This is a genomic window from Pseudoalteromonas sp. CO342X, assembly GCF_004208915.1.
In the GTDB taxonomy this organism is placed as follows: Bacteria; Pseudomonadota; Gammaproteobacteria; order Enterobacterales; family Alteromonadaceae; genus Pseudoalteromonas; species Pseudoalteromonas maricaloris.
On the sequence record NZ_SGPH01000006.1, the window covers coordinates 104,847 to 119,059 of the forward strand.

Sequence of the window (14,213 nt, forward strand, 5' to 3'; positions counted from 1 at the left end):
GAATGGCTAAATTAACTAAGCGTATGCGTACTATCCGCGAGAAAGTGGATGCGACTAAAGAGTACGAAATCAACGAAGCTGTTGCTCTTCTAAAAGAACTTGCTACTGCTAAGTTCGTTGAAAGTGTTGACGTTGCTGTAAACCTAGGTATCGATGCTCGTAAATCTGACCAAAACGTACGTGGTGCAACTGTACTACCTCACGGTACTGGTCGCGATGTACGCGTAGCGGTATTCACTCAAGGTGCAAATGCTGAAGCTGCTAAAGAAGCTGGTGCTGATTTAGTAGGTATGGAAGACCTTGCAGAGCAAGTTAAGAAAGGCGAAATGAACTTTGACGTTGTTGTTGCTTCTCCTGATGCAATGCGCGTTGTTGGTCAACTAGGCCAAATCCTAGGTCCACGTGGTCTTATGCCTAACCCTAAGACAGGTACTGTAACGCCTAACGTTGCAGAAGCTGTTAAGAACGCTAAAGCTGGTCAGGTTCGCTACCGTAACGATAAGAACGGTATCATCCACACTACTATCGGTAAAGTAGACTTTGACGCTAACCAACTTCAAGAAAACCTTGAAGCGCTAATCATCGCGCTTAAGAAGGCTAAGCCTTCTACTGCAAAAGGTACTTTCGTGAAGAAAGTAAGCATCTCTACTACGATGGGTGCTGGTGTTGCTTTAGACCAAGCTACTCTAAATACTCAAGTAGTATAATTTAGAGTTTAGCGTTTACATGGCGTAAAAATTAGACTATAATTTTGCGCCATTTTGTAGAGAAGTGTGCTTCTTTACAAAGCAAAGAATTCGGGTTGAAGCGCATAATTTCGAAAATTGTTTCCATCATGGTCTACAATGAATCGATAAATTGCGCTTCCGTCCAAGACCGTAGGTGGCTTCGGCCTTAATCGTCCTACGTAGACGGTGTGAATCCCAGCTAGATTTTCCTAATCTTCTGGCTCTCGCCGTAAAAAGCATCTCTGCTAAAGTTTTTAGCAGGGTAGAGTAGAACTGAAAAACATGTTTGTTTTTCTATAAACCAGGAGTAACACCCATGGCTTTAAATCTTCAAGACAAAAAAGCAATTGTTGCTGAAGTCAACGAAGCTGCCAAAGGTGCTCTTTCAGCAGTTGTTGCTGATTCTCGTGGTGTAACAGTAGGTGCAATCACTGCTCTTCGTAAAGAAGCTCGTGAAGCTGGTGTATGGATGAAAGTTGTTCGTAACACCCTAGCTAAACGTGCTGTTGAAGGCACTGATTACGAATGCCTTAACGAATCACTAGTTGGTCCAAGCCTTATCGCTTTCTCTTCAGAGCACCCTGGTGCTGCTGCGCGTATCTTTGCAGATTTCGCGAAAAAGAACGAAGCATTTGAGCTTAAAACTGCTGCATTTGAAGGCAAAATCGTTGATGTAGATATGCTTGCTAAGCTACCTACTTACGACGAAGCTGTTGCACGCTTAATGAGCGCTATGAAAGAAGCGTCTGCTGGCAAATTGTGTAAAACAATTGAAGCGGTACGTGTACAGAAAGCTGAGCAAGCTGCTTAATCTAAGCAACGCTCCTTTCTTTAATAAATTTTTTGAACCGCATGGGTTCGTAAATAATTAGGAAATTTGAAATGTCTGTAACTAAAGACCAAATCCTTGACGCTATTGCTGAAATGTCAGTAATGGAAGTTGTTGAACTAGTTGAAGCTATGGAAGAGAAGTTCGGTGTAACTGCAGCTGCTGCTGTTGTTGCTGCTGGTCCTGCTGAAGCTGCTGAAGAAAAGACTGAGTTCGACGTAATCCTAGCTGCTGCTGGCGGTAACAAAGTTGCTGCAATCAAAGCGGTACGTGGCGCAACAGGTCTAGGCCTTAAAGAAGCTAAAGCTCTAGTTGAGTCTGCTCCTGCACCTATCAAAGAAGGTGTATCTAAGGAAGAAGCTGAAGCTCTTAAGAAAGATCTTGAAGAAGCTGGTGCTCAAGTTGAGATCAAGTAATCTAGCTCCCGCTAGGTTCGCTGCCTGAGAAATCAGGCAAGGGCTGGTGATTATTTAATCACCGGCCCTTTTGCGCTATAGAGATATGCATTTCTATCGTGCATAAATCTTCGAATTTCACTGTAATTTTCAATAACTTAGAAGTTTTTGTTGAAAATCGCAATGGCATTTGAAGTAACACTAATTTGATGACATTAACGATTTGAATATAGCCTGAATTGTGCTCATTTAAGCCGTTAGTTAAGCAAGTTAGTGTGACAATTTAGATGTTGTTATCATGGCTTAGATGCCAGTGAAGTCTGTTCAATTTTGGACAGGTTGGGTCAAAGATCAGCAAGCTGAGGAACCCCATGGCTTACTCTTATTCTGAAAAGAAACGTATCCGTAAGGATTTTGGTAAACGTCCACAGGTTTTGGACATACCTTTCCTACTGCAAATGCAGTTGGAATCGTTCGATAAGTTCATTGCGCCTGATGCCGATGGCGATACTGGATTGGAAGCTGCTTTCCGTTCTGTATTCCCTATCAAGAGCTACTCGGGCAACTCTGAACTTCAATACGTCAGTTATCGTATTGGCGAGCCAGTATTTGACGTTAAAGAATGTCAAATTCGCGGTGTGACATATTCTGCTCCACTTCGCGTTAAACTACGTCTTGTGCTAATGGACAAAGATGCACCTGGCACAGTCAAAGACATAAAAGAGCAAGAAGTTTACATGGGCGAAATCCCGCTCATGACAGACACCGGTACTTTCGTAATCAATGGTACTGAGCGTGTTATCGTTTCTCAGCTACACCGTTCACCTGGTGTATTCTTTGATAACGACCGTGGTAAATCACACTCATCTGGTAAAGTGTTATATAACGCACGTGTGATCCCTTACCGTGGTTCATGGCTTGACTTTGAATTCGACGTTAAAGATAACCTTTACGTTCGTATTGACCGTCGCCGTAAACTACCAGCATCTATCATCTTACGTGCACTAGAGTTCACTTCAGAAGAAATCTTGGCACTATTCTTTGAAACGACAAGTTTCGAAGTAAAAGATGGCAAAGTGTTGATGGAACTTGTGCCTTCACGCCTACGTGGTGAAACCGCTGCATTTGATATTAAAGATGCAAACGGTGACGTATTGGTTGAAAAAGGCCGTCGTATTACTGCACGCCACATTAAGAGCATCGAAAAGCAAGGCATCGACACTCTTGAAGTACCGCATGAGTACATCATCGGTCGTGTTGTTGCTAAAAACTATATCGACGAATCAACAGGCGAAGTGATTGCAGAAGCGAACACTGAACTATCACTAGAGCTTATGGCTGAATTGGTGAAAGCGGGTCACTCAAAGATCGATACGCTTTACATCAACGAAGTAGACAGCGGTGCGTACATGTCAGAGACATTACGTGTTGATTCTACTAACAATCGCCTAGAAGCATTGGTAGAAATCTATCGCATGATGCGCCCTGGTGAGCCACCAACAAAAGAAGCTGCAGAAGCGTTATTTGATAACCTATTCTTCTCTGAAGAGCGCTACGACCTTTCAACGGTTGGTCGTATGAAGTTCAATAGCCGTGTTGGTTATGATTCAGACGAAGGTGACGGTACGTTATCTAAAGAAGATATCGTGAGCGTGATGAAGGTATTGATCGACATCCGTAACGGTAAAGGCGATGTTGATGACATCGACCACTTAGGTAACCGTCGTATCCGTTCTGTAGGTGAAATGGCTGAAAACCAATTCCGTGTAGGTCTTGTACGTGTTGAGCGTGCAGTGCGTGAGCGTCTAAGTCTTGGTGACCTAGATAACGTTATGCCACAGGATTTGATCAACGCTAAGCCAATCTCTGCAGCAGTAAAAGAATTCTTTGGTTCTTCACAGCTTTCACAGTTTATGGACCAGAACAACCCGCTTTCAGAAGTAACGCACAAGCGTCGTATTTCTGCATTAGGTCCGGGTGGTCTAACTCGTGAGCGTGCTGGCTTCGAAGTACGTGACGTACACGTAACGCACTACGGTCGTGTTTGTCCTATCGAAACGCCTGAAGGTCCAAACATCGGTCTAATCAACTCGCTATCTACTTACGCGCGTACAAACGACTATGGTTTCTTAGAGACTCCATACCGCAAAGTAGTAGATGGTATCGTTACTGACGATGTTGATTACCTATCAGCAATTGAAGAAGGTCAGTTCGTTATCGCACAGGCGAATACAACGCTAACTGATGACAACCAATTCGCTGAAGAATTGATTCCATGTCGTTTTAAAGGTGAATCAACCTTTATGCCAAGCGACAGCATCCAGTATATGGACGTATCTCCACAGCAGGTAATCTCTGTGGCGGCAGCGCTTATCCCATTCCTAGAACACGATGACGCGAACCGCGCATTGATGGGATCAAACATGCAACGTCAAGCTGTACCTACACTACGTGCTGATAAGCCGTTAGTTGGTACTGGTATTGAGCGTACACTAGCGAAAGACTCTGGTGTAACAATCGTTGCTAAGCGTGGCGGTATCGTTAAGTATGCTGATGCAAGCCGTATTGTTGTTAACGTTAATGAAGATGAGCGCATCCAAGGTGAAGCGGGCATCGACATCTATAACTTAACGAAGTACACACGTTCAAACCAAAACACTTGTATCAACCAGAAACCAACTTGTATGGTTGGTGAGCCGGTGGTACGTGGTGACGTGCTTGCTGATGGTCCTTCAACAGACCTAGGTGACTTAGCACTTGGTCAGAACCTACGCGTAGCGTTCATGCCTTGGAATGGTTACAACTTCGAGGATTCAATCCTACTTTCAGAGAATGTTGTAAAAGAAGATCGTCTAACGACTATCCACATTCAAGAGCTTCAGTGTATCGCTCGTGATACTAAGCTTGGTCCAGAAGAAATCACTGCGGATATTCCAAACGTAGGTGAGTCTGCACTAGGTAAGCTTGACGAATCAGGCGTTGTATATATCGGTGCTGAAGTGAAAGGCGGTGACATCCTTGTAGGTAAAGTAACGCCTAAAGGTGAAACGCAGCTAACACCTGAAGAAAAGCTACTACGCGCTATCTTCGGTGAAAAAGCGTCTGACGTTAAAGACAGCTCACTACGTGTACCAAACTCTGTATCTGGTACGGTTATCGACGTACAAGTGTTTACGCGTGATGGTGTTGAAAAAGACAAACGTGCACTAGAAGTTGAAGATATGCAGCTTCGCGAAGCGAAGAAAGACTTCAACGAAGAGTTCAGAATCCTTGAAGGCGGTATCCTGACTCACGCTCGTAACTTACTGATTAAATCAGGTATGAGTGAAGAGCAGCTTGCTGGCTTTAACACTGAGAAGCTACTAACACAAAGTCTTGCTGATGAAGAGCATCAAGCAGAGCTTGAGCAACTGGCTGCACAGTATGACGAGCTTAAAGCTGACTACGATAAGCGTTTCGAGAACAAGCGTCGTAAGATCACTCAAGGTGATGACCTAGCACCTGGCGTACTTAAGATTGTTAAAGTATACCTAGCTGTTAAACGTCGTATCCAACCTGGTGATAAGATGGCGGGTCGTCACGGTAACAAGGGTGTAATCTCAACTATCGTTCCTGTTGAAGACATGCCTTACGATGATAAAGGTCGTACTGTAGATATCGTACTTAACCCGCTGGGTGTACCATCACGTATGAACATCGGTCAGATCCTAGAAACTCACATGGGTCTAGCTGCTCGTGGTATCGGTGAACGTCTTGAAGAAATGATGAAAGAGCAACGTGAAATTCACGAGCTACGCGAATTCATCAAGAAAGCTTACGAAATCGGTGACTGCCGTCAGAAAGTAGATATTGCTAACTTCTCTGATGATGAAATCCGTCGCTTGGCAGATAACCTTAAAGGTGGTCTTCCAATCGCAACACCAGCATTTGATGGTGCACGTGAAGCTGAAATCAAAGACATGCTAGAGCTTGGTGGTTATCCAAGAAGTGGTCAGGTAACGTTATATGATGGTCGTACTGGTGATGCATTTGAGCGTCAAGTAACAGTAGGCTACATGTACATGCTGAAACTGAACCACCTTGTTGATGACAAGATGCACGCGCGTTCAACAGGTTCTTACAGCCTAGTTACTCAGCAGCCGCTGGGTGGTAAGGCACAGTTCGGTGGTCAGCGTTTCGGTGAGATGGAGGTATGGGCACTAGAAGCATACGGTGCTGCCTACACGCTACAAGAAATGTTGACAGTGAAGTCGGATGACGTTAACGGTCGTACTAAGATGTATAAGAACATCGTAGACGGTAACCACAAGATGGAACCGGGTATGCCTGAGTCGTTCAACGTACTGTTGAAAGAAATCCGCTCGCTAGGTATCAACATCGAGTTGGAAGAAATTTAATCCGACCGCCGCAGTGCGCTGCGGCGTTGCATAACTGCAACCGGACTGAAAAGAATGTAGGGGCAAGCATGGCTTGCCCTCAAGATTAACCTCCGACAGGAGAGCTAAGGTGAAAGACTTACTTAAGTTTCTGAAGCAACAAAATAAGACCGAAGAATTCGATGCAATTCGCATTGGTCTTGCTTCGCCAGACATGGTGCGTTCATGGTCTTACGGTGAAGTAAAGAAACCTGAGACAATCAACTACCGTACTTTCAAGCCTGAGCGTGATGGCTTATTCTGTGCCCGTATCTTCGGCCCAGTAAAAGATTACGAGTGTTTGTGTGGTAAATACAAGCGCTTGAAGCACCGTGGTGTTATCTGTGAAAAGTGTGGCGTTGAAGTAACGCTAACAAAAGTACGTCGTGACCGTATGGGTCACATCGAGCTGGCTAGCCCAGTTGCGCATATTTGGTTCTTGAAATCACTTCCGTCACGTATCGGTCTAATGCTAGATATGACGCTTCGTGATATCGAGCGCGTACTTTATTTCGAATCATTCGTGGTAACTGAGCCAGGTATGACTACGCTTGAGCGCGGTCAACTACTAGGTGAAGAAGAATACCTAGATGCACTTGAAGAGCACGGTGATGAGTTTGAAGCGAAGATGGGTGCAGAAGCTGTACTTGATCTACTTCGTGACCTAGACCTTGGTCAGTTAATCGCTGAAATGCGTGAAGAGTTGCCAACAATCAACTCTGAAACTAAGCGTAAGAAAATCACTAAGCGTCTTAAACTAATGGAAGCGTTCCACCAATCAGGTAACAACCCTGAGTGGATGGTAATGAGCGTGCTACCGGTTCTTCCACCAGATCTACGTCCGCTAGTACCACTAGACGGTGGTCGTTTTGCGACTTCAGATCTGAACGACCTTTACCGTCGTGTGATCAACCGTAACAACCGTTTGAAGCGTCTTCTAGACCTAGCTGCACCAGACATCATCGTACGTAACGAAAAGCGTATGCTTCAAGAAGCGGTTGATGCGCTACTTGATAATGGTCGTCGTGGCCGTGCAATTACAGGTTCTAACAAGCGTCCACTGAAGTCGCTTGCTGACATGATCAAAGGTAAGCAAGGTCGTTTCCGTCAAAACCTTCTAGGTAAGCGTGTTGACTACTCAGGCCGTTCTGTTATCACCGTTGGTCCTACGCTGAAACTACATCAGTGTGGTCTACCTAAGAAGATGGCACTTGAGCTATTCAAGCCATTTATCTACGGTAAACTAGAGCGCCGTGGTATGGCGACAACCATCAAAGCTGCGAAGAAGATGGTTGAGCGTGAAGTACCAGAAGTTTGGGACGTACTAGACGAAGTTATCCGTGAGCACCCGGTTTTACTTAACCGTGCGCCAACACTTCACCGTCTAGGTATCCAAGCATTCGAACCTGTACTTATCGAAGGTAAAGCGATCCACCTGCACCCGCTAGTGTGCGCGGCGTATAACGCTGACTTCGATGGTGACCAAATGGCTGTTCACGTACCTCTGACGCTTGAAGCGCAGTTGGAAGCGCGTGCATTGATGATGTCTACCAACAACATCCTAGCACCAGCTAACGGTGAACCAATCATCGTTCCTTCACAGGACGTTGTACTAGGTCTTTACTACATGACTCGCGATCGCATCAACGGTAAAGGTGAAGGTTTAGTATTTAAAGATGCTAAAGAAGCTGAAAAAGCATACCGTGTAGGTGCTGCTGAGCTTCACGCTCGTGTTAAAGTGCGTATCACAGAAGTGACTATCGACGAAGAAACACGTGAGCGCGGCACTTTAACTCACCTAGTAGATACGACAGTAGGTCGTGCAATCCTTTCATTGAATATCCCTGAAGGCTTGCCGTTTGAACTGATCAACAAACCACTAGGTAAGAAACAAATTTCTGGTCTTCTTAACGAGTGTTACCGTCGTCTAGGTCTTAAAGATACAGTTATCTTTGCTGACCAAGTGATGTATACCGGTTTCCACTACGCGATGAAGTCAGGTGTTTCTATCGGTATCAATGACATGGTAATCCCACCAACTAAAGGTGAGATCATCGATCGTGCGGAAGCTGAAGTTGCAGAAATCAACCAACAGTTCCAATCAGGTCTTGTAACTGCCGGTGAGAAATACAACAAAGTTATCGATATCTGGTCACGTGTAAACGAAAACCTTTCTCGCGAGATGATGGCTAACCTTTCAAAAGAAACGGTTATCAACGCTGAAGGTAACGAAGAAGAGCAACCGTCATTTAACTCAGTGTTTATGATGGCAGACTCAGGCGCTCGTGGTAGTGCTGCTCAGATCCGTCAGCTAGCGGGTATGCGTGGTCTAATGGCACGTCCAGATGGTTCAATCATCGAAACGCCAATTACAGCGAACTTCCGTGAAGGTCTAAACGTACTACAGTACTTTATCTCGACGCACGGTGCGCGTAAGGGTCTAGCGGATACGGCACTTAAGACAGCGAACTCGGGTTACCTAACTCGTCGTCTAGTAGACGTAGCACAAGATTTGGTTATCAATGAATCAGACTGTGGTACCGAAGAAGGTCTAGTAATGAAGCCGCTAATTGAAGGTGGTGACGTTGTAGAGCCGCTTCGTGAGCGTGTACTAGGTCGTGTTGTTGCTGAAGACGTGGTTAAGCCTGGTACAACAGAAGTACTGGTTGAACGTAACGTAATGATTGACGAAAAACTGTGTGACCTTCTAGAAGAGCACTCAGTAGACGAAGTTAAAGTACGTTCTGTAATCACCTGTCAAAACGACTTTGGTGTGTGTGCACACTGTTATGGTCGTGACTTGGCGCGTGGCCACATCATCAACCCTGGTGAAGCAGTTGGTGTAATCGCGGCACAGTCAATCGGTGAGCCGGGTACACAGCTTACGATGCGTACATTCCACATCGGTGGTGCGGCATCACGAGCTTCTGCAGAGAACAGTGTTCAAGTTAAGAACAATGGTAATCTGAAACTTCACAATGCGAAGTTTGTAATCAATGCTGATGGCAAAATCGTTATCACGTCTCGTTCAACTGAGATCACGATAATCGATGAGCACGGTCGTGAGAAAGAGCGTTATAAAGTTCCTTACGGTGCAGTATTAACTGTACAAGATGGTGCTGACGTTAAAGGTAACGATATCGTTGCTACTTGGGATCCGCATAGCCACCCAATCATCATTGAACATGAGTCAAAAGTATCGTTCAGCGATATCGATGATTCAAACACTGAAGCACAGACTGATGAATTAACTGGTCTAACACGTGTGGTTGTTAAGGATCTTGCGAAAGTAAACGCGAAAGAGCCTAAACTAATCATTGAGAACGAAGAACGTGGTCTTCAAGAGATCCGTCTACCTTCATTCACAACGATTGAAATCACAGATGGTGCAACAGTACTACCTGGTTCGGTACTGGCTCGTATTCCACAAGAAGGTTCGAAGACTCGTGACATCACGGGTGGTCTACCTCGAGTTGCTGACCTATTCGAAGCGCGTAAGCCAAAAGATCCTGCAATCCTTGCAGAAATCACAGGTACCGTTAGCTTCGGTAAAGAGACTAAAGGTAAGAAACGTCTTGTGATCACACCGGAAGAGGGTGATGCATACGAAGAGATGATCCCGAAATGGCGTCAGCTTAACGTGTTCGAAGGTGAGCAAGTGGCTAAAGGTGAAGTAATCGCCGATGGTCCAGAGTCTCCGCACGACATCCTACGTCTACGTGGTGTTACTGATGTATCTAACTACATCACTAACGAAGTACAAGAAGTATACCGTCTACAGGGCGTAAAGATTAACGATAAGCACATTGAGACTATCGTTCGTCAGATGCTTCGTAAGTGTATCATCCTTGATGGTGGTGACAGTGAATTCCTAGTAGGCGAGCAAGCTGAAGTTGCACGTGTAAACATCGCTAACCGTGAACTAGAAATGCAAGGTAAGATCCCAGCTAAGTTTGAAATCCAACTAATGGGTATTACTAAAGCGTCACTTGCGACTGAATCGTTTATTTCTGCGGCATCGTTCCAGGAAACAACACGTGTTCTAACCGAAGCTGCGGTTAACGGTAAGAGCGATGAGCTACGTGGTCTGAAAGAAAACGTAATCGTGGGTCGTTTGATCCCAGCGGGTACAGGTTTCGCATACCATGAAGAGCGCATCAACCGTCGTAAGCAAGGTGAAGCAGCTGTTGAAGAGCAAACAGTAAGTGCTGAAGAGGCAACTCAAGCGCTAACAGACGCACTAAACGCTGATTTACTAGGTGGCAACGAGTAATCCTCGCCATTTAGCGAATTAATTGAAAAACCGCTGTGTGAATACAGCGGTTTTTTTATGCCTTTTCAACTCGCAGGTCGAATTGCCATCAAAGCGTCACATCAATATGTATACTGCAACAAAGGTTTTTCAATGCAATCGCTAACTTTTGTTAACTTTCAATAGCTTCGCAGACAAAACCATCCGAATTGCATACATTTACTTAGCGCTGATGACGACTTTTGGTTGACAGGTTAAACTTTGGTCATTAAAATTCGGCCACCCATTTTAGTCGTTCAAGAAAATTGGATTTGACCTAAATGGTAAGATTTTATTTTTCAGTAGTAATTTATTAATTCAGGAGCTATTTAATGGCAACTATTAACCAGCTAGTGCGTAAGCCACGTCGTAGCAAGGTTACAAAGAGCAACTCTGCTGCTCTTAAAGCTTGTCCACAAAAGCGTGGTGTATGTACTCGTGTATATACAACAACACCTAAGAAACCAAACTCTGCATTACGTAAAGTAGCGCGTGTACGTTTAACTAACGGTTTCGAAGTAACTTCATACATTGGTGGTGAAGGTCACAACCTACAAGAGCACAGTGTAATCCTAATCCGTGGTGGTCGTGTTAAAGACTTACCAGGTGTGCGTTTCCACACTGTTCGTGGTGCACTTGACTGTGCAGGCGTAAACGACCGTAGACAGGCTCGTTCTAAGTACGGTGCAAAACGTCCTAAGGGCTAATGGTTCTCCGTTAGTAAGGCCAAGCACTTAAGTTTTAAATTTTTATATATTGTTTTGGGAATCCGTGTTTAGCACGGACCTGAAGATACCGGAGAAAGAAAATGCCTAGAAGACGCGTAATAGGTCAACGTAAAATTCTTCCAGATCCGAAGTTCGGATCAGAGCTTCTTGCTAAATTCGTTAACGTAGTAATGCTTGACGGCAAGAAATCTACTGCTGAAAAAATCGTATATGGTGCGCTAGACGTGGCTGCTGAAAAATCAGGCAAGTCGCACCTAGAAATCTTTGAATCTGCACTTGATAACGTTCGCCCACAGGTAGAGGTTAAATCTCGCCGTGTTGGTGGTTCAACGTACCAAGTACCAGTTGAAGTACGTCCAGTGCGTCGTAACGCACTAGGTATGCGTTGGTTGGTTGAAGCTGCACGTAAGCGTGGCGAAAAATCAATGGGTCTTCGTCTTGCTCAAGAGATGATCGACGCTGCTGAAAACAAAGGCACTGCGGTTAAGAAACGTGAAGACGTTCACCGTATGGCTGAAGCGAACAAAGCATTCGCTCACTACCGTTGGTAATCTGCTAACACCCTTTAAGAGGATATTATGGCACGGACAACTCCGATTGAGCGCTACCGTAACATTGGTATATGTGCTCACGTAGATGCGGGTAAAACAACTACGACCGAGCGCGTACTTTTCTATACTGGTCTTTCTCATAAGATTGGTGAGGTACACGACGGTGCCGCAACTATGGACTGGATGGAGCAGGAGCAAGAGCGTGGTATCACGATCACTTCTGCTGCAACGACGTGTTTCTGGAAAGGGATGGATGCTCAGTTTGATGAGCATCGTGTAAACATCATCGATACTCCAGGACACGTAGATTTTACTATCGAAGTAGAGCGTTCATTGCGCGTACTTGATGGTGCTGTTGTTGTGTTATGTGCTTCATCAGGTGTGCAACCGCAAACTGAGACCGTTTGGCGTCAGGCAAACAAATACGAAGTACCACGTATGATTTTCGTCAATAAGATGGATCGTACGGGAGCAAACTTCTTGTCTGTTGTTGAACAAGTTAAAAAACGTCTCGGTGCTACACCTGTGCCTATTCAGCTACCAATTGGTGCTGAAGATGAATTTAAAGGTGTTATTGACCTTATCAAGATGAAAGCGATTAACTGGAATGAAGAAGACCAGGGGATGACTTTCAACTATGAAGAGGTCCCTGCAGATCTTCTTGAGCTTGCTGAAGAATGGCGTTCTCATCTAATTGAGAGCGCTGCAGAAGCTTCTGAAGAGCTAATGGAAAAATATCTTGAAGATGGTGAGTTGAGCGAAGAAGAGATTAAATCAGCCCTTCGCCAACGCACATTGGCCAATGAAATTGTGCCAATGACGACAGGTAGTGCATTCAAGAACAAAGGTGTTCAGGCTGTGCTTGACGCTGTGATTGAATTCATGCCTTCGCCTACTGAAGTAAAAGCTATCCAAGGTGTCTTAGAAGACGAAACCGAAGATACGCGTGAAGCTGACGATAATGCACCGTTTGCGGCGCTTGCATTTAAGATCGCAACCGATCCATTCGTTGGCACACTTACTTTCTTCCGAGTTTACTCTGGTAAAGTTAGCCAAGGTGATTCGGTACTAAATCCTGTTAAAGGTAAAAAAGAGCGTTTTGGACGTATTGTTCAAATGCACTCAAACTCGCGTGAAGAGATTAAAGAAGTTCATGCGGGTGACATCGCGGCTGCTATCGGCCTAAAAGATGTAACTACTGGTGATACACTTTGTGCTCAAGATGCCCCAATTACGTTAGAACGTATGGAGTTCCCTGAGCCTGTAATCTCGGTCGCAGTAGAACCTAAAACAGTAGCTGACCAAGAAAAAATGGGCGTTGCGCTTGGTAAACTTGCAGCAGAAGATCCTTCATTCCGTGTAGAAACGGACGAAGAATCAGGTCAGACGATTATCTCTGGTATGGGTGAACTTCACTTAGATATCATTGTCGATCGTATGAAGCGTGAGTTTAACGTTGTGTGTAACGTTGGTAAGCCTCAGGTTGCATACCGCGAAACTATCCGAGCTTCTGTTGAAGCTGAAGGTAAGTTTGTGCGTCAATCTGGTGGTCGTGGTCAATATGGTCACGTTTGGTTGAAGCTAGAACCAATGGATGTCTCTGATGATGATGCGCCAATATACGAATTCGTTAACGAAATCGTAGGTGGTACAGTACCAAAAGAGTATATCCCAGCGGTTGATAAAGGTATTCAAGAGCAGATGAAGCAAGGTGTTCTTGCCGGTTATCCGCTATTGGGTGTTAAAGCTACCCTGTTTGATGGCTCATTCCACGATGTAGACTCAAACGAGATGGCGTTTAAGATCGCAGGTTCGATGGGCTTTAGAAAGGGCGCGCTTGAAGCAAGTCCTGTTCTACTTGAGCCTGTCATGAAAGTAGAAGTAATCACCCCTGAAGAAAACATGGGTGATGTAGTAGGCGACTTAAACCGTCGTCGTGGCATAATTGAAGGCATGGAAGAAGCATTTGGTGGCTCGAAGCAAATTAATGCTCAGGTACCGCTTTCTGAAATGTTTGGTTATGCAACAGACTTACGCTCCGCTACACAAGGGCGCGCATCATACTCTATGGAATTCCTAAAGTATGCTGAAGCGGCTAAAAACGTAGCTGATGCAATAATTGCAGCTCGCGCTGTTAAGTAATTTTAGTTCGGTCCGGTCTTAGGGCTGGACTTTAATTTCTTTATAGGAAATTTGAAAATGGCAAAAGAAAAGTTTGAACGCGTAAAACCGCACGTAAACGTTGGTACTATCGGCCACGTTGACCACGGTAAAAC

At 44.9% G+C, this 14,213-nt stretch carries 8 protein-coding genes and 1 pseudogene; all 9 read left to right on the plus strand.

Annotated features, from left to right (window positions below; genetic code table 11):
* The first annotated feature begins 2 nt into the window (after positions 1–2).
* The gene (gene rplA / locus EXT47_RS01365; RefSeq protein ID WP_010376228.1) at positions 3–707 is read left to right on the plus strand and encodes a 50S ribosomal protein L1; all 705 of its coding nucleotides are present in this window, start codon (positions 3–5) and stop codon (positions 705–707) included.
* Positions 708–1,044: 337 nt separating this feature from the next.
* On the plus strand, positions 1,045–1,539 hold the full coding sequence (gene rplJ / locus EXT47_RS01370; protein WP_128725818.1) for a 50S ribosomal protein L10: 495 nt from the start codon (positions 1,045–1,047) through the stop codon (positions 1,537–1,539).
* Between the two features lie 71 nt (positions 1,540–1,610).
* On the plus strand, positions 1,611–1,973 hold the full coding sequence (rplL, locus tag EXT47_RS01375) for a 50S ribosomal protein L7/L12 (protein WP_010376226.1): 363 nt from the start codon (positions 1,611–1,613) through the stop codon (positions 1,971–1,973).
* Positions 1,974–2,323: 350 nt separating this feature from the next.
* Positions 2,324–6,349 (plus strand): DNA-directed RNA polymerase subunit beta, encoded by a 4,026-nt coding sequence (gene rpoB / locus EXT47_RS01380; RefSeq protein WP_010607819.1) that lies wholly within the window; start codon positions 2,324–2,326, stop codon positions 6,347–6,349.
* 109 nt (positions 6,350–6,458) lie between these two features.
* Complete coding sequence (rpoC, locus tag EXT47_RS01385) at positions 6,459–10,640, plus strand: DNA-directed RNA polymerase subunit beta' (protein WP_010607820.1); 4,182 nt, start codon at positions 6,459–6,461, stop codon at positions 10,638–10,640.
* Positions 10,641–10,990: 350 nt separating this feature from the next.
* A complete protein-coding gene (gene rpsL / locus EXT47_RS01390) occupies positions 10,991–11,365 on the plus strand; it encodes a 30S ribosomal protein S12 (protein WP_010367657.1) in 375 nt (124 codons plus the stop codon).
* Between the two features lie 101 nt (positions 11,366–11,466).
* Positions 11,467–11,937: a 30S ribosomal protein S7 gene (gene rpsG / locus EXT47_RS01395; RefSeq protein WP_010376219.1), complete on the plus strand. Its 471-nt coding sequence runs from the start codon at positions 11,467–11,469 to the stop codon at positions 11,935–11,937.
* A gap of 27 nt (positions 11,938–11,964) precedes the next feature.
* The gene (fusA, locus tag EXT47_RS01400) at positions 11,965–14,079 is read left to right on the plus strand and encodes an elongation factor G (protein WP_010607821.1); all 2,115 of its coding nucleotides are present in this window, start codon (positions 11,965–11,967) and stop codon (positions 14,077–14,079) included.
* 57 nt (positions 14,080–14,136) lie between these two features.
* Positions 14,137–14,213 (plus strand): annotated as a pseudogene (locus EXT47_RS01405) (elongation factor Tu); the annotation flags it as partial.

Coding starts and splice junctions, on each gene's coding strand:
- rplA (WP_010376228.1), top strand. CDS start 3: ATGGCTAAATTAACTAAGCGTATGCGTACTATCCGCGAGAAAGTGGAT.
- rplJ (WP_128725818.1), top strand. CDS start 1,045: ATGGCTTTAAATCTTCAAGACAAAAAAGCAATTGTTGCTGAAGTCAAC.
- rplL (WP_010376226.1), top strand. CDS start 1,611: ATGTCTGTAACTAAAGACCAAATCCTTGACGCTATTGCTGAAATGTCA.
- rpoB (WP_010607819.1), top strand. CDS start 2,324: ATGGCTTACTCTTATTCTGAAAAGAAACGTATCCGTAAGGATTTTGGT.
- rpsL (WP_010367657.1), top strand. CDS start 10,991: ATGGCAACTATTAACCAGCTAGTGCGTAAGCCACGTCGTAGCAAGGTT.
- rpsG (WP_010376219.1), top strand. CDS start 11,467: ATGCCTAGAAGACGCGTAATAGGTCAACGTAAAATTCTTCCAGATCCG.
- fusA (WP_010607821.1), top strand. CDS start 11,965: ATGGCACGGACAACTCCGATTGAGCGCTACCGTAACATTGGTATATGT.